Origin of the sequence: Alistipes onderdonkii (genome assembly GCF_025145285.1) — a bacterium.
Classification (GTDB): Bacteria; Bacteroidota; Bacteroidia; order Bacteroidales; family Rikenellaceae; genus Alistipes; species Alistipes onderdonkii.
In genome coordinates, this window is sequence record NZ_CP102251.1 from 3,071,197 (window position 1) to 3,090,721 (window position 19,525).

Consider the following 19,525-nt stretch of genomic DNA (forward strand, 5'->3'; position numbering starts at 1 on the left):
TTAAAATTCGGGGGTTGCGATTTCCTTATCCCAGCCGGGAATGTCGATCGTATCGGCTTCGATCACCGGGCAGCGGATAATTTCCACCTCTTCATGTTCGTAGACATGGCAGCCTGTAAATAGCGATGCGATAAGCGCGACCGCCGTTGTTGCAAGAAAGCCGTACGCGACGGCATATTTGATTTTCAGTCTGTTCATAAGTTCGATTGTTAAGTTCGGTTTTTTCGGTATTCCTCATAATCCACGGAGTGGAACAGCGGTTTGCGATTGCACCAGTAGGCCAGCCGCCATTGCTCCCACGAGGGTTTCCCCTCGTGTTCGAAATCCCGGTACGGCTGCGCGAAAGGCTGACACCCCAACGCTTTCAGCTCCCGGATACGTCCGAGCGCATCTTCGGTGTCATCCCTTATCAGCACATAGAAAAATAGTCTCCGGGCCGGAACGCCGTGCTTACGGAGGAGTTCTATGGCTTTATGAACGTCATCCTGCATGGCACGGCTGTCGTAGGCCATGCGCAGAAAACGTATCCATTTGACCCGTGCGAGCAGCGCAGCGATCTCCGGTGTGCGGGCGATACGCCGGGCATCGAGTCCTTGGTTGAAATCTACCCGGATGCCCATGCGGACGATCTTCTCGATCTGCATAAGTCCCCACTCCGAAGCCAAGACATTGTTGTCGAGTAGCACGGCACGCTTACGCCCGTCGAGAAATTCTTCGATGTCAGCGTGTGCCCGGACTTCACCTTCCTTATGGGGCACGACGCACCACGAACAGCGGTTCACGCATCCGCGCGTCAGAAACCCATAGGCTTCCTTGACCCCATAAAGCGAGTAATCCGGGCATATATGTTCGATCTCTTCGGGAAGAATCGTCGCATAGTCCCTGTAACCCGTCCCGGCACGCACGACCTCGCAGTCGTAGCGATCCGTACAATCGCGCGAAAAGGTAAAGACCTTCGACATATAGACCTTGTCATAACGCCTCGCCGCGGGATCGGCGAACTCCACCGTATCGCCCCGGCACTTGTGCCATGCCGAAAGTTTCATCAGCGCAAGGTTCGGGAAGTTGTGCCCGTCCACATCCACCAGTCCGATCCGCATGACTATTGTTTTAAGAGTTCAGCAATCTCCGGATCGAGATTGCCCCGATACTCCATACGCCCATCCAAGCGGCATGCTTCGAGGAAATGCTCCCGGCCTTCCGCCTTGCGTCCCAGCCGCGAGCAGGCGATGGCCCGCAGATACTCCGTCACGGCATCCTTGGGCATCGTTGCCAACAGCTCCATCGCCCGCTCGTTATGATCCAGCGACAGATGCGCCACGACCGTATTGCGGTCGTTGTAGTCGTTGAGAATGTACAAGGCTTTGGCGTATTTGCGTTTCTGCAACAGTTGCACGCCGCGGGCATAGGCCGTATCCAGCTCCGTGGTATGGATCGTATCCTTGACCATTCCTTTGCGGCGCAGGCTGTAGCGAAAATTCACGGCCCGCAGCTGCGGGTAGATCACCGAACGGATATAGGCATACTCTTTCGGAAACCGCTGCCGGATGGCCTGCTCCCGCCGGTCGGGATTCTTTTCTGCGACGATCAGCTCCAGAATAGCGTCACGGCTTACGACCTCCCGGTCTGTTCGGATGCGGTTTGTCAACTCCTGCCAGTCCTCGGCCACCCACCGCACGGTCAGCATCGTGTCGATGCTTCTGCCGTATCGGCGGACAAGATAGCGTTTGAGCGCCGCGGCCCTTCCTTGCGAGAGCCGGTCGTTGAAGGCATAGGCTCCCTCCGGAGACGATGCCGCCGTCAGCGTGATGGTATCGACCCAAAATTCCTGCTGTTCGACGATCTGCCGCATCAGGCCGGTGATCTTGTCCAGCTGCCGCCGATTATCGCCCAGCGTATCGACCACACGGGTATCGCCCACGAAGAACTGAATGTAGTTGCGATCTTCGACGGTCACAAACTTGTCGACGACCTTGATGCGATACCTCGGTATGGTATCTACGAAGGAGAGCATCGAGGATACGATGTAGCTCAACGTATCGGATGGCGGCAGACGATAGGCGCTGTCGTCCACGGCCAAGACCTGTCCCTGAAGCGTTACAAGCATCTTCTTCGATGTCTCATCGGTCTTCACCTCCTGCGAGTAATAGTACGTGACGGTACTCCGACCTTCAACCAGTGAGTCGAGCCGGACGTCTTCGGGATAGGGAAATTTCACGAAGCGGTTGAAGGCCGCCTCTCGTCCTACGGTATCGGGGCGGAATCGTTCGACGTAGGTTTCGTACTGCCAGTAGTCGCGCTCTTGCAGCAGCGAGAAGCGGCCGCCGCGGATCACCAGATCTTCGAGCGCCACGGATTCGTCGGGTTTGTGAAGTATCGGTGTGATTACGACGCTGCGGCTCTTGCCCAACAACTGCTTGGGCAGCGTCACGATGAAATCCAGCACGACGCGCCCGTTGCGTTCGGGAATAGACCGCATCTTCGCCACGACCGTCACCTGCTCGATCTGAAGGGCCATGACACGCTCACCGTCGGCAAGCGTATCCACGGGTGCAAGAAAGAATGTATTGCTGTCACGCTGGAGTTTTACGACCTGCGGGCGGTAGTCCTGCTGCCGCTCTTGCCGCTCGGCGCGGGTAAGCTGCGAGAGCGAGGCAGTCATCTGCTGCCGCTGAAGCCGTCCGGCTACCGAGCAGCCGAACAGGCTTCCGAGCGCTGCCGACAGCAGACCTATCTGCAATATCTTATTGCATATCTTCATGGCTAAAAGATATAAGAGAATGAGACTTCCAGTTTTGTCGGCGCCAGCGTCCAGCGTCGGTAACGGTAGATGTATTCATCCTCCCAGTCAGAGACGGTCGGGTCGTGGCGTGTGTCTTCGGTATGGAACAGCCCTATGCCGGCTTCGAGGGCGATATTCCATCGTTTCGAGAGCATCCACGCATATCCGTAGCTGACACCGAGGCCATAGGCATGACCCTTATAGCGTTTTGTCCGGCTTCCGAGGTCGTAACCGACATAGGTAAGGTGTTGTCCGAGAAAGTGTCCGACGAAGGATTCGTAGAACCAGTAGCGGCCGCCGAGCTGTACGGCGTGGAAGTTCATCGAGAGGGATGCGGTTTGCACCGGATTCCAGTAGCCGGACAGCTCCAGCGACCAGTTGTCCGTCAGGGCCGCTTCGGCCCCGACGTTCAGCGTCGCGCTGCACACCGCAAGAGCATTGGCCCTTACGGCGAAGATCTGCGCCGCAGCCCTGCGGGGCAGCCCCCACAAGGCCGCCGACAGCAGCACGAACAGTATGACTCGTTGTTTGTTCATTATCGTTAGCTATTATTTCGGTTTTATTCCCGGATGCAGCGCACCGGATTGGCAGCATAGCGGTAAAAATCCGTTGTGTTGACGAACGGCGGGTAGTTGCTCGTATCGAATAGGATCGAGGTGCAGGCTACGTCATGGAACACGCCGGTCGAGTCTCCCCAATGAAGATAATACGGAGCGTTCGTGTAGAGCCTTCCGAGCGACCCGTTGCGGTCGTAACGTCCTTCGTAGAATGTTCCGCCCAAAGGTATCTTCGCTGTCTGCGTGCTGTTACAGCGGATTGTAATGTAATAAGGTGTCGATACGCCTATCCGCTCTATTTCCGCAAAATCCTCGGCACCGGGCACTTTCCATCCCGGAGGGCAGGGATCGTAAATGGATTTATGGCTGGTGCGGCTGATATTGTTCTTCCCGGTCGTGACGTTGCCCCAGAGGTTCGGGTGGTGGTCGTAGAGCCAGTCGGCGACCGACGTCCACTCTTCCCAATCCTCGTAAAATACACCGTCCATATAGGTCGTTGGATGCGCTGTGGCCCATTCGAGGGTCATCACGTCGTAAGGCGATTCAGTTCCGGAGGTTCGGGGATTGCTTTCAGCATACTCGAATCCCGGAGCATAGACGGTCGGAGCCTGCGTGTAGGCGTCCGTGGCCAGCGCCGGATACGGGAACGGATCTTTGCGGCCCCACTGGTAATAGAGTCCTTTGGCAGCGGCCTGCGTGCAGTCCGTAGCCAGGGCCCCGAGGTTGCGATCCATAAAGACGGCTCCCGAAGCATAGGTCTGGGCCGTGGCCTCGATATCGTAATCCACCGACCAGATGTGCCACGACCATATGCATACCCCGCGGCTGTCGAGAAGTCCGATTACGGCATTGCCATAGGTCATGCCGGTTCGGAAGACGATACGTCCGTCGCCGGTCAGTTTCGCGCTTTCAACGATCGCGCCTCGGATCGTGCCCGTTTCCCAAAGCACCCGTGCTTCCGCACCCCGCAGGGGCTCCGGGCGGATGTTCGTCGTCGCACGGCCGTTGCCCATCGTCGTAGCGTCGAACGAATAGGAGGTATTCAATTCCGGCGCGATATAGCAGTTGGCCGTGCCCCCGTCGTCGAGCGGCCGGGTATTGACCGTGAATTTCGGGAAGATCGCGGCTTCGGGCGAGGTCGGAATGTAGGCATACGAAGCCGAGGTCGAAAGCCGTGTCTTGTAGTCGGCTGCCGAATACCATCCCTCGAAGCGGTATCCGGCTTCGGGTACGGCTGTCAGCGTGCATCCCTTTTCATGGCACAAGACGACCCGGTCGTGCGTCAGGAAAGACGGTTCAGCGTCATACAACGCTCCGGCGACGGTTACCGTACCGTTTCCGTTTTCAGCCGTCGCGGGGTGAATATATACGTCGAGACGGTTGGCGAAGCGGTGTCCGATGTCGAACGACTGTGCAAATCCCGCATCATCCTCGACCGTGACGGTATAGACCACCTGCGAATTGACTGTCGTATAGATTCCCGGAGCGTAGTTCACGCCGAAGATATTGGGGCCGGGCTGTTCCGGAAGCATAAGGTCGCGGCCTTCCCCTACGGGAGAGCCGTTCAGACAGAACGCTCCGGCGTTGCCTTGCGCGACACCGATACGTCCCCGAAGCGTCAGGGGTGCGGGACTCCCGTCGATCTCCACGGCAAGCATCTGAAACGGATTGTAGGTGCAATATCCGCCGACCGAGTTTTCTTCGTAGGTGTCATGCACATTGACGGCATAGCTGCTAATGCGGGTATCGACCTCGCTGTCGCCCAAGATCGAGATATTGAGCCTGTAATGCGTGTTGGCCCGGACATTGAAATCCGAGGTGTTGTTTCCTCCGAGGTAAATATAATAAGCTAATATTTTCGACCCGCGCACGGCGCGGATCAGCAGATACGAGGCATTCGCAGGGGCATTTTCCGGGTTCTTCTGCCGTTGGTCGGTAATGGCCGCCACCATGCCCTGCATATTGGGTAACAGATAGCAGTCGCCCGCAGCCTGCTGTCCGGAAAGTTCCACCTCCGGACAATCCGTATAGTCGTCGGGATCATCCGACGGTGCGGCCGCCATATCGAACACGGATACAAAACGCGGTACCGAGAACAGTTGCACGGAGCGCAGTTCGATGTCGGCAACGGCCGGAGTAACGGTAATGTGATAGGAGATTTTCGACACGCAGCGTTGTACTTCGACGGCAGGCAGCGTCAGCATCCCGTCTGCCGAGGGAATTATCGTTATATCGCCCTCATAGGCCATAGGCAATACATCGTACTTGTCGGCGTGTGTAACGGTAAAATCCTTCCACAGCAGATTGTCGCCCAGATCGCGGCCCAGATTGGCGGCAATGCAGATCCGGTAGTCGCCCGGTAGGCATTCGAAACGCAGCGTCGCAGAGGTCTGGTAACGGTGCAGGACAACATTGCTGTTATCGTCGTAAAGGTAGAGGTTCAGGTCGCGGATGGCCGTTTCATCCGCAGAGCGAGTTACGGAGGACATCCTTTCGGGCCGTACCGTCAGGCTGACGAAGACACCGCGGGGATTTGTACATTCTGTCCTGTCCTCGGCGATGCAGCCCCACAGCAACAGGATGGCAGCGAGTATCAACAGATATTTTTTCATAGTCGGAAAAATCTGAAAAAGGGATTGAAAACAGCTCCCGCCCGCGAGGGACGGGAGCTGCCAAAACAAGAGGGCTATGCCCCCAGCTCGACGTTCTGCGTCACGGGCGTCTCCCAATCGGCGACGGTGACCGATACGGCGCACTCCTGACCTACGAGACCCGTGATATTGGCCGCGACACGGTAGTAGCCGTTTCGGAGAATCTCGCCCGCGGCCTTACCCGTCAACTCGACCGAATAGGTCACCTCCGAGCGGTCGTCCGTAGTCGAGGTGCTGCCGTCCGAATCGTATGTGGCGTTAATTTCCAGCAGAACGCGGCTGCCCGCGGGCAAAGCTCCATTCTCGAAACAGTAGAACAGCGCATTGCATTTTCCCGAAGCCGTGGCGGGAGTCTGCGTGTGGCTGAAGGTCATGGCCCCGGGTGTCGGCGTTCCGGCCACGACGAGCGACTGCGAGGCGGCTTTGGAGAGTTTTACCGAGTTGATGGTAAGCGTTCCTGCATATTTGTCGGCGAACGACGGGTCGATGGTCGTCTGGAGGACTACTTTAGCGACAGTGCGTTTGAGTGTGATGCCGACATTGGTCGTGGAGTTCACGGCCCCGACGGTCTGCGATTTCATGCCCGACATCACGAAGCCGCCCGAACGCTTGGCTGCGGTGGACACCTCGGCAAAGGTGCCGTTATAGTCGGCGGCCGACTTCTCCACAAGGGCCGTAAGGGCCGCCCGGGTCTTGGCCGACGAGGCGTCGTAGTTCGCTATGGCGTAGAATGAACAGGGGGTGCTGGCAAGAGATTTAGGTAGGGAGAATGTCGCCGATTTCGCGGCCAGCTCGCTGGATGTTAAATCCCGGCGAATAACGAAGTTGTCGGCATTATCGAAGACGAAAATCGACAGTGACGACAACGAAGACTCTCATGCCTCGGCCGAGGCTGTCGAATCGAAGAAGGAGCGGGTGTCGGCAGCATCATCGGTAAGCGTAAGTGCGATACGTGCCCCATCGGTGAAAGAATTGGGGGAAGGTACGACTTCGGTCTCCTTGTTGCAGGAAACGAATGCGGCAGCGAAGACTGCAACGGCTAAAAGGATGTTTTTCATGTTATTTGGATTTTGAATGCAGCGATGCACTATGCGTCGCTTTCTGCTGCAAATGTATAATACAAAATCACTGAAAAGTACACTTTTCCGGATGCCTCTCGGGAAAAATCAAAAAGTTTTTTGTAAAGTATGAAAATATAATCAACTGAAAAATAAACTGTTGAAACTTTGCAAACGGAGAAAAACTTTCTGATTTTCTCGTCCTTGACAGGTCTCCGCTCTCTCTATCGCAGGTGTCTTTCGACGACTTGCTCATAGGCTTTTTTCAATTTATCCAGAAAAGGTGTGACCGCCGTGCTGCGGTCAAGCATCCTGGTTTTCTTGACATAGACATCGTTGATCGTGATATGGAATGTAGAAGACAAGGCACGGACGATCTCGATGAAACGCGCCTTGCGGTTGCCGTACATGATAATCCCGTTTTTATGAAGGGCAACGGCAAGCTCCAGCAACTCTTGCTGCGTCCCTGTCCACAGCAACTCGCCGTCCTGATAGGATAAAGGAAACGAATAGTCTTGGTTCGAGCTATATTTCGTACTATTGCTGACGATATTGATTTCGCAATCCAGAATATACATGATTTTATAGATGAACGTCGTCCTTAAAACATTGTTCGAATATCGATTAAACGATGGATGGGACAATACGTCGAATTCAACCCGGCTGTAATACAGTATTCTCAAAATATCATCCCGGTTATCGAAATTAGCAACCATCTCGGTCATCGTCTCGATAAACTCTTCGTATGCATGGGCTAATTCCGACGGATTCGATTCATTTTGAGTTAGCAACGCGTATATACGGGTATGAATAAGCGTTTTCATAAGACAGGATTCCGTATCTATAGGGTCACATTGCAATATTCTTAATCATATGCGATTAAAATATTTTTTAGATACAGACATAATAGAGATTGTCACTTACCTATGTCATCAATGCATATGACCGTTACTAATGACGAAATAATAGACCGAAAAATGATAAAAGCAGTATGAATAACTTTGAATTTACTCTTTAGTAATCGAGTGTTTAAATCGCGCTATCGTTACATCCTTTGCAAAATCCATTTATTTTCCATTTAACTTAAAGAAAAACCCGTACACCGCCTTTCGGTCGATGCACGGGCCAGATGACGTCGCCTAACGTCTATCCTATACGGATTTACATCGAGTGAGTGCTACTGAATATCTGCATAAGTAATCGTGTATCCCGCAGGGTTGAATGTCCAATCCTGAGAATACTCCGTACCGGTATAAGTTACAGTTGCGCCAAATGCACCTTCTGCGATCTTCTGGAATACAGGCAGCGGATTGACATTCGATGCCTTACGGACGTTAAACATCATAATACCGCCGTAGTTGCCGCTGGCAGCCTGCGAGGAGCGGGTCTTGATCTGATTCAGGAAAATTGCATTGTACGATTGTCCCATCTGGATAGCCTGCGGGCACCAGCGATCGTTCGTTACGCCGGCGAATGCGCTGGAAGTCTGGAAAACATTCGGGCCAAACGATCCGTGATCGGCCAAATCGATCTCCGCGCCTGCCGCTGCGGAAATGTTAGACACATAATTCCACTGGAACATCTGGATGATTTTGCGTTCGCCGGGGAATTCAGCATTGAATTTTTCACGCAGTTTGAGAACGAGTTTGCTGGCCGAAGTGGGATCAATAGGAGTCGAATAGTCGGCATATTCATCGTCGAATCCGATTCCGTCCAGGCCGTATTCCTTCACGATGTAGGTGAGAATAGCGGCGAACTTCTCGATCTGATCATCCGTCAGGTTCGAGATGCCGATCCCTTTGTGGTCGCCCAGAACGTTCAGAATCACCTTGATTCCGGCATTCTGCAACGGCTCGATATAGGTCGCCTTCGCAGCCATCACCGGAGCCAGCTTGTCGTTGAAGAAAATGCAGGGATCACCATTCGCGTCTTTCTGGATATTCGAAGCGAAAAGCTGTACGAGATCGATGAATTTCTTGCCGTTCATCTCGTACGACAACGCGTTGAGCGGATTGGTGTCGTTGATCTCGTAATACACCTCGATCAGCGGTGTTTTGTCGCCGTAGGCCCGCGTTACCTGAGCCGTTTCTTCCGGTTGTGCCTGCATGTCGGGATTTTCCACGTCTTTGTTGCAGGATGTAAACATTGCACCCGCGGAAAGGAGCAGAGTCGTAATAAATAAAGTCTTTTTCATAGTTAATAATTTTAAAATGGTGATTGTAATTTGTGATTGCACGATGCAAATCCGTATTTTATCGTTTTTACCAGTCTTTCGCCAACTCTCCGTAGTGTAAACCTCCCTGATCGTTATTTACGAGGACATTATACATATACGTTCCATCCATAGCTTCATCGCCGAATATGGCCCATAACATACCCGGAACCATGCCCCAAGACATTTCATACTCATTTTGTTGATTGGAGATAAGGTCGGCCCATACGATCGTATTGTTCGGCGCATAGCCCATCATATCCCAGATGGCCACATTCATAAAACCTTGTGCCGTCATCAGGAAATCGCTTGCCGCCGGATACCACGGCACAGCGAAGTATCCGAAATTTTCGGGTGAAAGTCCGGCGATCGGCCGGCGCGGATGGTTCGTCGTCGGGAGCATCATGCCCAAATCGGCCGCATCGTCCGGTGTGAGGTCGATTACTTCCCACGGATCGAGCAACTGGATATCCTCGCTCTCCGACATATATCCCGACCATGCATAATCGAGGTACTGTCCGACCTCGATGCCGCCCGTCGCCTCGGTGTCCCCGAAATATTCGGTCGGCTCTTCGTAATCGGCCAGCGTCAGCAGTTTGTCGGGCATGGCTTCGCGCATGGCCTTTATCAGCTTGGGATAGGAAGTCGTGTTCATCTCCGGCATTCCTTCCACCTGACCGTAACCGGCATTGCGGTCGAAGAAATTCACGCCATCCAGATCATACAACTCCAGACAGGCTTTCACCTGCGCCGTGAAGTCGGCGATCTGGCTGTCGGTCAGGTTGCAGAATCCGAGTCCCGAGCCATTTCCCTCCAGCGAAAGACAGACCTTGCGCCCCTTGTCCTGCAACGGACGGATATACTTGTCCGCATGTTCCAGCACATAGCGTATGTCAGAGTTAAGCACCAACAAGGCACGCTCCGTATCGGCCTCGTAACCTATCTGCACGATGCGCAGATTGACGATATTGCCGTAAGTCCGCTCCCAGAGCGTATTGAACGGCGGCATGGCTTCGGTTTTCTGCAATATCCAAATGTCGGCCAACAGCGGCTGGTATTCGGTCGTGTTCAGATAGAATACGTTCAGGTATTCCGTATCCAGTTCGTAGTTGCCTATATCAATCCCGCGGACTTTCACGCCGTAATAGACCGCCTTGCCTCCGTCCGTAAGAGCCGCATCATTCGATGAGATCGCAATCGGTAATAAGTACGTTCCGGCAGCCAGTCCGTCCGACTTGAACGATACCTGAATTTTGTCGGAGATACGCTCTCCCGCCGCTACGGCAATCGTACCGTTACCGGCAATGGTAACATTCCCTGCCGGGAACGGGAGTAAATCCGTACCGTACTCCTCGTTACAGGCTTCGACCAGCGATTCGTCCACGGCAGCCGTGATAGTCATCGCTCTCTCTGCCGGGCGGGTCAGCCGGCAGTAAATTCGATCTTCTGTTACTGTTGTTCCCTCCGACAGATTGACAACGGCAAATTCAGTCGGGGATTTGATGCTGCGGATTTTGACATAGGTATTCTCCAACAAATCTTTGTCGGGAAGTTCTCCGCGCTGCGATTTCACGGGATCGGTCTCGCAGGCCGTAAGGCCCGCGATGACCGCCGCGAAAAGAAGCGTCACTACTCCCTTCTTTACATTATTTATCCTTGTTTTCATAGTTTACTCCTCCGTTTCGTTAATTTTCGGAATCTCCACACCGTCGGGCCATACCAGATCGTACTCGGCCTCTCCGTCGTTATGGTAGCGCGAATAGTCCTTGATCGTATTGCCGGCTCCCTCGTTGAACTTCCAATAACCGACGAGCGTCGGGTCGCTTTCGGGATCGGCGATTTCGTACATGTTCTCCCAGATCTGCTCTTGCGTGCGGGCTACCGACCAGACACGGGCCTCGGCGATTTTGCCGTTCAGCGGGCGGTAGGCGTCGTAGGAATAGCTGATGAAGAACTGGCGGGCATCGGCCCAACCGCCGTATTTTTCTTCGTTCTCCGGCGTCGGATTATTGAGGTAACGATCGTAGAAAGCACGCATGGCCAGATTGATGCGCGTGTCGTCGCTCATCGACGCAAGCCCCATATCCTTGCCCTCGCTCTGCAACTCGCCATTGACGAAAATCCGTACCGTGCGCGTCGCCTGGTCATAAGTGCATGCGATATGGTACCATACGCCTTCGTTCAGGATCTTGCCGGCATCACGCCCCGGGAACTTACCGAAGGCCGAACCGCTGCCCGAACCGTCGAACTGCAGCTGCTGGCGCTCGAAATTCGTGTCGCCGATACGCAGAAGTAGGTAGTCCTCGACACCCATGATGGTGGAGATGCTGACGGGGTTGGCGACACCGGCCGAGTTCAGAGCCGAGGTGGCGAACTTGTCGATATAGATCAACGCCTCGTAGGTCACGGCCGTCAAGTTGTTGAGGGCCATCGCCTGCTCCGTATCCTTGTCGAGTGTCGGGAAATTGATCCAGTTGTCGGTAAGCTGCGCTGCCGTAGTGATGTTCGACGATCGTTTGATAACATACCAGACGGTCGAAGAACTGTCCAGCGTCGGAACGGACGCATTCGTGATCGTCACGGGCAGCAGATAGGTAGCATCGAGGGTCAGCGCACCTGTCTGGTCTTCGCCCTCGCCCAGCAACTCCTGCAGATGGAGCGTCACGGCATCCGAAGCGGTCTTGCCGGCCGGGATGGTTACCCGCTCGTCGGAAAGCGAATAGTATTTCGCATCGAGCATCGGCCACGAGGTGTTGTGACGGGCGTTGTAGGTATCGACGAGCGATGGATCGACTGCAATGGAGACCGTGACGTCGCCACCGGACGGATAAGCCAGCGTTGCGGAGAATGTCCGATCGAGTTCATCGAGCGTGTTTTTGATCGTTGCCGTCTGCACGTCAGTCGTTTCCGCCACGTCGAGGTAGACCACATTACCGAACTTGTGGTCGTCGGCATCATAGGACTGACAGGAGCAGAAAGCGGCCGAAGCGATCAGCCATAAGTATTTATTAATTCTTCTCATTGCTCACTATTTTGAGGGGTTCAACGTCTGGATGGCATTGCGAACAAGTTTATAGTTCATGTCCAGATCATAATAGTCATTATAAATGTCGTAGGTTCCCAGTCCGGCCAGCGGCCCGAGCGATACAACCCGCTCGGCCATTTCCGTGATAGCGGCATGTTCCTCGACATTCTCGTCATAGAGAGGAGCGCCTGCGGCAGCGGCCAGCAGCAACTTCGTAGCCGGAACGCCGGCATACCCCGTAGCGTTGAGTACCTGCATCTTCAGGTCGGTCACATTCTCCGTAGCCTCGGTGTCGAGCACGACATAATCGACCTTCGACAAAGCGTCCTCCGTCAAGAAAAGCGGATTACCTTCGAAAACGAGCAGTTGTCCTTCGGTCTTTGCCGCGGAAAGTCGTTCGACGATAAGTGCAGCCGCCGTTGCGGTCGCTGCGTCGCCCGCATTGGGGATACCCGTAAACGAGTAACCGTCCAGTCCATTCTTCTCGACCGCGGCGATAACTTTATCGAGGTAAGCGCCGAGTTTTGTTTCATCGGTCAGTTCCCCGCTGCGGCCTGCATAATCGACCTGATAGAGCACTTTCGTACCTTTCTCACGCATAGCCGGCATATCTTCCGCATCGTACTTCGAGAAGTTGTCGGCATTGGTCAGCGACACGATATCGAGCGAGTCGGGCAGGCAACGCATGAAATCCTTTTCACTGGTACCCGGTTGGGGAGAGTTAAACAGACGGGCGTAGACGATAAAATGTTCCGACTGCTTGTAGTCGCGCAACGCCGCCGTATATTCCGCCCACAATTCCGGATTTTGATCCTCCGGGCGTTCGACTTTTTGTTTGACGGCTTCCGTTTCGTTCCAGTCTTCACACGAAGCGAACGTCGCGGCCAGCAGGCATAAGGAGAGAAGCCCGATCAATTTATTTCGTTTCATATCCATACTAATTTAAGTTTTTGCGATCCCACCATACTCGGGTTCCCTGCGTATCGCCCGCTCCGTTTACCGACTCACCGTTCAGTGCGGAAACGGCGGCTTGCAGGTTCGTCGGGTTCTCGGTGTACTCTTCGACCGGATAAGGCAGACGGCGTGCGCCCAGCGCCACGTTCACGGCGCCACCGCTGTTATCCACCACGGCTGGCAGCAGACGGGGATAACCCGTACGGCGGTGTTCTGTCCACGCCTCGGTTCCCAGCGGGAAAATGGCAATCCATTTCTGGGTAATGATCCGTTCGAGGTTGGTTTCGAAATCCGCCGCGGCGTTCCATGCCACGGTGATCGTGCTCTGCGGAGAAGCCATGGAGTGCTTGTTCAACGGATCTTTGTAGGCTGCCGGAGTACTTGTCGCATCGGAAAGATAGCCCTTCACGTTATCGGCACCACGCTCCTCGAACGAGAGCGTGACAGCCTGCTCATAGAGTGTTCCGGCAGTTTCGGCCGAGCCCCAGCGCAGTTCATATTCGGCACGTAGGAACGTCGCTTCAGCGGCGTTCATCCACAGATAGGGATCCGTACCCGTAACGCGCATGTTCGAGTAGGACGACACGGCCTGCGCCTTACTCGTCACGTTGATACCAATGCGAATACCCGCATATCCCTGTATTTCTTGTCCGTTCTCCACAAGGGTTACAGTCGTAAACATCTTCTCGCGGCGCGGATCGTTGTAGCCGTTCATGTAATTGATGATGTCGGCACCAATACGATGGTCGCCCCAGTCGTTGTAAATGAGCGTCGTTCGGTTGTCCGAGGTGTGCATCATGGCATTGTCTGCGTTGGTCGTGATGACCCCGGCGGCAATGGCTTCGGCAGCTTTCGACTTCGCCAGATCGGGCTTAACCTCCGTTAGACGCATGGCCATACGTAACTTGAGCGAATTGGCGAATTTGAGCCACTGCGAGATATTACCCGAATAAACACCGTCGTAACGGCCGAAGGCATCCGAGGGTAGTGAAAGGTTGTCCTGAAGCGAAGCGATCACGTCGTCTAATTCTGTAAACATCGCCGTGTAGACCTCTTCCTGTGTATCGTAGGCTACCTCCAGCGATTCGGTCTTACTGGCCATGACCTGCGTATAGGGAATCGGGCCGTAGCTATCCGTGACGCGCTGCATGATGGCAATGCGGAACAATTTGGCCAATGCCTGCGCCACTACGTCCTCCGTACCGTTGATAATCGCACGATAGGCCGGATAGGTATCGGAGATCATATCCACGAACGGAACTTTCCGCCAGTCAGCCGAGGGATTGTAGTTTTCGAATGTCGCCTGCCAGGTATCGACGGTCTTACCGTTGTAGCCAGCGTAAGGGCATCCGACGATGCTCTCGACGAATTGAAACCGGTGCTCTTCCGTCGGAACGACCAGGCCCTGAAGGGTCTTGAGGTTCGTACCGATCTTATAGTTGTTAGCCTGCAACTGTTCGTCGGTCACTTCATTCGGATTACGATTGATGTCCGCGAAATCGCCCGTACAGGCAGTCGTACCGAGCAGCACCACCGAAAGCAGCAGTAGCTGCATTTTGTTGTTTGTCTTTTTCATGGTTTTGCTGTTCTTTAGAATTGGAATTTTACATTGAAGCCCAGATTACGCATCGAAGGCATCATAAAGTAGTCGATACCCTGATAGTTCATGCCTGTCGAAGCTACGGCTTCGGGGTCGAACGGGGCCTTGCAGTAGATCATCCACAGGTTACGGCCTACGAACGAAACGGTCATACGCATCTTGTCGCGGAACCATTTCGAAGGGAGCGTGTAACCCAGCGAGAGCTCCTGTAAGCGGACATTCGTGGCGGAATAAGTGTAATACTGCGGTAATCCCGACTGCGAACCGATTACTTGATACCATTTCTGTGCGTCGATCATGTCACGGCCGTTAATCATCACGCCACCGGCATCGCGGGCTGCGGCCGAGGCCTCCGACACGCCGTACAAATCCATATTGGCTTGCGTAGCCGAATAACAGATACCGCCGATGCGGGCCGTGAACAGTACGCCGAGATTGATACCCTTATAGTTGAAATCATTACGCCATGCGAGATTGTATTTAGGAAATACCGAACCGAGATAAATGTCATCCATATAGTCGTCCTTGACGGCTACGTTGCCGTTCTTGTCCACTTCGATATACCCGTCGTCGTTATAGACCAAATCGGAATTGGTATAGAGGTCACCCAGTGTTCCGCCCGGTTTAAGGATATATTTGGCCTTACCCAGCCCCTTGATCTCCAGTCGTTCTTTGGTGATGAGTTCGCCGGTCTCGGGATGCACATAGTTGTGAACCAGTTCCACGATCTCGTTCTTGTTCCACGAGAAGGTAAAGTTCGTAGACCAACCGAAATCGCGCCATTGGTTCTGATAGCCGAGCGACGCTTCGACACCCGTATTGCGGACGTGGCCCGTCTGGAGATAGATCGTCGAATAACCCGATGATACAGAAATCTGCGGGTCGAACGTCTGGTTGTAGGTATCGGCCCAATACCACGAAGCCGACAAACTGAAGTGCTTCCACAGACGCGCGTCGAGGCCCAACTCATAAGTGCGGGTGCGTTCGGGATAAAGATCGCCGATCGGATAGTGTGTCTTGGCTGTCCAAACTTTATTCGTTGCGTCGTACTCGTAGGTCGGAACGGTCAGGTGACGCGGAAAAGGCATACCTACCGAAGCGATCGAACCGCGAATCTTCAGATATGTCAGCGCATTGCCCATATCCCAAAGTGAGGTCGGCACCCACGAAAGACCCACCGACGGGTAAAAGAACGACGATTGCGGGGAGTTGGCCAATTGCGAAGCCCAGTCGTTACGGCCCGTGAGGGTCAGGTAGAGCATCTGTTTCCAACCCACTTCCACCGAGGCGAATATCGACTGCGTCTGTTCCTGCCAGCCGTATTTTTCGGCGCGCTTCTTCGAATCGTCGAGGTCGAAAACATTGAACACGTTCGGCAATCCATTTTCCTGAATCGGGCCGCGGTACGACAATTGGTCGATTTTGACGTTGTTGATCGAAGCGCCGACGTTGGCTTGCAGCGACCAATCGTCTCCGAAGGTCTTGTTGATGTTCACCATAATGTCAGCATAAGTCTGCGTATCGTATTCGCGCTGTTCGGTATAGTGACCGTTCTTACCGCCGTCGGTAATCGTCGTATTCGACGAAGCATAAAGTTTCTGCGTATAGAGCGAGTTCGCATTGTCGATGCGCACACGGCCAGCAACGTTCAACCACGGAAGAATGTCATAGGAGGCCGAGAACGACAGCATGTAACGCTTCTTATCGGTATTGCGTAGGTTGCGGTGGGCAATCCAATAAGGATTTTGCATACGCAGGTCACCGCCCTCAAGGTCGTCCGACCAAAACTGTTCCATAAGTTTAGAGGCGGGATTGTAACGCTCGAAAATACGATAGGAGTCGAAGTTCGTCCCGCGGGGAAAAAGATAAGCAGGAACCAGCGGGTTGGAGTAGACACCCTGATTGGTCATGTTCTGATCCTGCTGGTAAATATAGCTGGCCGAAGCATCCAGACGCAGCTTGTCTTTCAGGAAATAGGACGTATTGCGAAATGTGAAGTTGTAACGGTCGTATTCATTATTGGGAATGATACCGTCCGAATTGACCGAGGCTGCCGAAAAGTAAGTCTGGTTCTTGTCCGTACCGCCCGATACCGTCACGGCGTTGGTGTAGACGTGTCCTGTCTCGAAAAAATCATCCGGCGTATATCCCAGACGCGCCGCAGGTGCCAATTTCTCGCCCCAGCTGTAAATGGCCGACCCGGACTGAAGACCGTTTAGTCCCGTGCCATAGCGGTTCTGGAACTCCGGCTGAACGAACGGGTTCAGAAACTCTGTATTACTCGAAAGCGTCACTTTCAAAGCTCCAGCCTGTCCCTTTTTCGTGGTGATCATCACAGCACCGTTGGCAGCATTCGAGCCGTAAAGAGCCGCGGCTGCTGCACCTGTCAGCACCGAGATGGATTCGATATCCTCGGGATTGATGTCCGCGATGGCTTCGGTAGCACCCTTCGAATCGAATTCCGTACCGCCACCACCGCCGAAGTTATACATCGGAATACCGTCGATCACATAGAGGGCATTCGACGACTGCGAAATGGATTTATTACCGCGCAGCACGACTTTCGATGCACCGCCGACACCTGACGACGAAGCATTGATCGTAACGCCAGCGACTTTACCTGTCAGCGAGTTCATGAAGTTGGCGTCCTTGACAGTCGTGATGTCTTCAGCTTCAACTTGTTGTACATTATAACTCAGCGCCTTCTCTTCACGTTTGATACCTAAGGCAGTAACGACTACCGATTCGATTTCCGAAGCCGATTCCGCCAGTGTAATCTCAAAAGAGGTGCGGTTGCCGACAGCTAAAGTTTGAGGTTCGTAGCCCAAGTAGCTTATTTCGAGCTGTGCAGTGGCAGGTGAAGCGATCGTTAGCGTAAAACGACCGTCGGCATCGGTTGAAACACCATTCGTCGTACCTTTGACCAGCACCGTGGCGCCGATAATCGGTGCGCCGCCGACATCGCTGACCTTACCTCCAATCAGAACTGAGTTGGATGTGGATTTCGGTCGGTTGAAAATAATAATGCTTGTTTTTTCGATGCGATAACCGATATTGAAAGGGGTAAAAATCTGATCTAACACCTCGGCAATAGCTTTATCCGAAACATTCAGACTTACTTTGTGGTTATTGAGATCCTTGACATCCTGATTGATGAAAAGATATCTGGTCTGGTTCTTGATCTCGTCCATAACCTGTCCAAGCGACGCATTCTGTACTTTAAGCGTCACACGAGCAGTCTGTGCCTTGGCTGATAATACGCCGAGGCTCAGGCAAACAAGTAAAGTAAATCGAAACAGTCTTCTGATTTTGTGGAATACTGTTTTTTTCATACTTTTGTAAATTTAGATAATAGTTTTCTCGATTAGTATTTTGCTGACTATTATCGTTGGTCTGCGAATAGGCGATTTCGCAGACTTTTCTTTATTATAGTCAACGCTTTAGTGTATTAAGTCACGCGGTCATTTCCTCATAGATTTTAGAGTTTTTAGTGCAACATGAGTGCTTGCACGAAATTCAATTACAATCACATTATTATTTAATTACAATCACGTTCGTTTTTTCATCACGAGTATAACTAAAGCCGGTAGATACCTGCTGTAAAATCTGGAGCGCATAATCTACACCGTCCGAAATGCGGACTTCTCCGCTCATCACGTTAATCTGCGGCATCCGCTCGCATTCGATGCGTATTTCGACATTGAACGCCCGCTCGAACTTGGCCATCAACTCGTCGAATGGCATCCTCTTCAGATGAACTAACCCTTCCGTCCAGCAGAGTTCTGCAAAATCTTCGGCACGTTCTTTATACAGGCGCCCGTTAGAGAGTGAGACAACATCGTGCGGATACATGGTGATTCGCTCATTAGAATTGGCGCGGTTTGTCACCTGTACTTGTCCCTCGATCAGCGTGGTGGTAAATTCACCACGCTCGGCATCGGCCAGCACGTTGAATTTCGTTCCGAGTACCCGGATATCCGACGCGAAGGTCTGGACAATGAACGGATGCTTCCTGTCCGGTGCAACATCGAACAACGCCTCACCGGAGAGTTTCACGCTGCGGGTCTTGCCGAAGACGACCGGATATTCCAGTCGAGTACCCGAATTGAGCTGTACCTGTGAATTGTCCGGAAGCGTGAGAGACATCTGCTGTCCGGCAGGAACGACAATCGACATATTCTGCTGCGACAACGCATTCCGATAAAGCGTTTTACCCGTATACGCGGCTCCGATCATCAGTATGACGGCAGCTGCCGAACGCAGACTATAACGGACGACTTGCCTCCAGATTCGGCGGCGCTGCGGCGCGGCTGTCGGCATAGCGTTCGGCTTGGCGGCATACACCGCCAGACCGGAGAAAATCATGAAAGCGGTCTTGAACTCCTTACGGTTGGCTGGGGTCTCCTCGACCCATGCCAATATCGCATCTTCTTCTTCCGACGTAGTTTCGCCCCGAAAATATTTGAATAATAATTTCTCGTCCATAGTTGTCAAAATTCTTGTTCGATCTCCCCGGATCGGTTGTTATTTTTTGGTCTTTAATAATATATCGAATGAGCGTGGGTATGTTTACCCCTTTTTTTGCAAATAAATATTTTTATGAAATTATATAAAATATTGATTAATATAAATTGTTGAAATTCATTCATTTGCATAAAAATATCGAATCTATTTTATTTTTTCAGA

General features: G+C 53.1%; 15 protein-coding genes. All 15 read right to left on the minus strand.

What is annotated here, in order from left to right; translation table 11 throughout:
- Positions 1 to 198 carry a hypothetical protein gene (locus tag NQ559_RS12440; protein ID WP_018696912.1) on the minus strand — a complete coding sequence of 66 codons (198 nt, stop codon included), beginning with the start codon at positions 196 to 198 and terminating at the stop codon, positions 1 to 3.
- Between the two features lie 11 nt (positions 199 to 209).
- Positions 210 to 1,100: a radical SAM protein gene (locus NQ559_RS12445; protein ID WP_018696911.1), complete on the minus strand. Its 891-nt coding sequence runs from the start codon at positions 1,098 to 1,100 to the stop codon at positions 210 to 212.
- 2 nt (positions 1,101 to 1,102) lie between these two features.
- The gene (locus NQ559_RS12450) at positions 1,103 to 2,761 is read right to left on the minus strand and encodes an OmpA family protein (protein WP_018696910.1); all 1,659 of its coding nucleotides are present in this window, start codon (positions 2,759 to 2,761) and stop codon (positions 1,103 to 1,105) included.
- A gap of 2 nt (positions 2,762 to 2,763) precedes the next feature.
- Positions 2,764 to 3,318 carry a DUF3575 domain-containing protein gene (locus NQ559_RS12455; RefSeq protein WP_018696909.1) on the minus strand — a complete coding sequence of 185 codons (555 nt, stop codon included), beginning with the start codon at positions 3,316 to 3,318 and terminating at the stop codon, positions 2,764 to 2,766.
- Positions 3,319 to 3,341: 23 nt separating this feature from the next.
- Positions 3,342 to 5,951, minus strand: coding sequence for a DUF4906 domain-containing protein (locus NQ559_RS12460; RefSeq protein ID WP_026318579.1), 2,610 nt, complete (start codon positions 5,949 to 5,951; stop codon positions 3,342 to 3,344).
- 74 nt (positions 5,952 to 6,025) lie between these two features.
- A complete protein-coding gene (locus NQ559_RS12465) occupies positions 6,026 to 6,856 on the minus strand; it encodes a DUF4906 domain-containing protein (RefSeq protein WP_018696907.1) in 831 nt (276 codons plus the stop codon).
- Positions 6,857 to 6,865: 9 nt separating this feature from the next.
- A complete protein-coding gene (locus tag NQ559_RS12470; protein WP_015547824.1) occupies positions 6,866 to 7,048 on the minus strand; it encodes a hypothetical protein in 183 nt (60 codons plus the stop codon).
- Between the two features lie 224 nt (positions 7,049 to 7,272).
- Complete coding sequence (locus NQ559_RS12475) at positions 7,273 to 7,872, minus strand: RteC domain-containing protein (RefSeq protein ID WP_015547825.1); 600 nt, start codon at positions 7,870 to 7,872, stop codon at positions 7,273 to 7,275.
- 353 nt (positions 7,873 to 8,225) lie between these two features.
- A complete protein-coding gene (locus tag NQ559_RS12480) occupies positions 8,226 to 9,242 on the minus strand; it encodes a glycoside hydrolase family 18 protein (RefSeq protein ID WP_033395329.1) in 1,017 nt (338 codons plus the stop codon).
- Between the two features lie 67 nt (positions 9,243 to 9,309).
- Complete coding sequence (locus NQ559_RS12485; RefSeq protein WP_083923885.1) at positions 9,310 to 10,926, minus strand: BT_3987 domain-containing protein; 1,617 nt, start codon at positions 10,924 to 10,926, stop codon at positions 9,310 to 9,312.
- Positions 10,927 to 10,929: 3 nt separating this feature from the next.
- The gene (locus NQ559_RS12490; protein WP_018696903.1) at positions 10,930 to 12,282 is read right to left on the minus strand and encodes a BT_3987 domain-containing protein; all 1,353 of its coding nucleotides are present in this window, start codon (positions 12,280 to 12,282) and stop codon (positions 10,930 to 10,932) included.
- Positions 12,283 to 12,288: 6 nt separating this feature from the next.
- Entirely contained in the window at positions 12,289 to 13,215 is a 927-nt protein-coding gene (locus NQ559_RS12495; RefSeq protein ID WP_033395341.1) for a glycoside hydrolase family 18, read from the minus strand.
- A 7-nt stretch (positions 13,216 to 13,222) separates the two neighbouring features.
- A complete protein-coding gene (locus tag NQ559_RS12500; RefSeq protein ID WP_018696901.1) occupies positions 13,223 to 14,815 on the minus strand; it encodes a SusD/RagB family nutrient-binding outer membrane lipoprotein in 1,593 nt (530 codons plus the stop codon).
- A 14-nt stretch (positions 14,816 to 14,829) separates the two neighbouring features.
- A complete protein-coding gene (locus tag NQ559_RS12505; RefSeq protein WP_026318577.1) occupies positions 14,830 to 18,171 on the minus strand; it encodes a TonB-dependent receptor in 3,342 nt (1,113 codons plus the stop codon).
- Between the two features lie 202 nt (positions 18,172 to 18,373).
- The gene (locus tag NQ559_RS12510) at positions 18,374 to 19,324 is read right to left on the minus strand and encodes a FecR family protein (protein ID WP_026318576.1); all 951 of its coding nucleotides are present in this window, start codon (positions 19,322 to 19,324) and stop codon (positions 18,374 to 18,376) included.
- Between the last annotated feature and the right edge of the window lie 201 nt (positions 19,325 to 19,525).

Excerpts from the sequence above, each read along its gene's own strand:
- NQ559_RS12445 (WP_018696911.1), bottom strand. The coding sequence starts at position 1,100 with ATGCGGATCGGACTGGTGGATGTGGACGGGCACAACTTCCCGAACCTT.
- NQ559_RS12440 (WP_018696912.1), bottom strand. The coding sequence starts at position 198 with ATGAACAGACTGAAAATCAAATATGCCGTCGCGTACGGCTTTCTTGCA.
- NQ559_RS12470 (WP_015547824.1), bottom strand. The coding sequence starts at position 7,048 with ATGAAAAACATCCTTTTAGCCGTTGCAGTCTTCGCTGCCGCATTCGTT.
- NQ559_RS12460 (WP_026318579.1), bottom strand. The coding sequence starts at position 5,951 with ATGAAAAAATATCTGTTGATACTCGCTGCCATCCTGTTGCTGTGGGGC.
- NQ559_RS12500 (WP_018696901.1), bottom strand. The coding sequence starts at position 14,815 with ATGAAAAAGACAAACAACAAAATGCAGCTACTGCTGCTTTCGGTGGTG.
- NQ559_RS12495 (WP_033395341.1), bottom strand. The coding sequence starts at position 13,215 with ATGAAACGAAATAAATTGATCGGGCTTCTCTCCTTATGCCTGCTGGCC.
- NQ559_RS12490 (WP_018696903.1), bottom strand. The coding sequence starts at position 12,282 with ATGAGAAGAATTAATAAATACTTATGGCTGATCGCTTCGGCCGCTTTC.
- NQ559_RS12510 (WP_026318576.1), bottom strand. The coding sequence starts at position 19,324 with ATGGACGAGAAATTATTATTCAAATATTTTCGGGGCGAAACTACGTCG.
- NQ559_RS12505 (WP_026318577.1), bottom strand. The coding sequence starts at position 18,171 with ATGAAAAAAACAGTATTCCACAAAATCAGAAGACTGTTTCGATTTACT.
- NQ559_RS12450 (WP_018696910.1), bottom strand. The coding sequence starts at position 2,761 with ATGAAGATATGCAATAAGATATTGCAGATAGGTCTGCTGTCGGCAGCG.
- NQ559_RS12480 (WP_033395329.1), bottom strand. The coding sequence starts at position 9,242 with ATGAAAAAGACTTTATTTATTACGACTCTGCTCCTTTCCGCGGGTGCA.
- NQ559_RS12475 (WP_015547825.1), bottom strand. The coding sequence starts at position 7,872 with ATGAAAACGCTTATTCATACCCGTATATACGCGTTGCTAACTCAAAAT.
- NQ559_RS12485 (WP_083923885.1), bottom strand. The coding sequence starts at position 10,926 with ATGAAAACAAGGATAAATAATGTAAAGAAGGGAGTAGTGACGCTTCTT.
- NQ559_RS12455 (WP_018696909.1), bottom strand. The coding sequence starts at position 3,318 with ATGAACAAACAACGAGTCATACTGTTCGTGCTGCTGTCGGCGGCCTTG.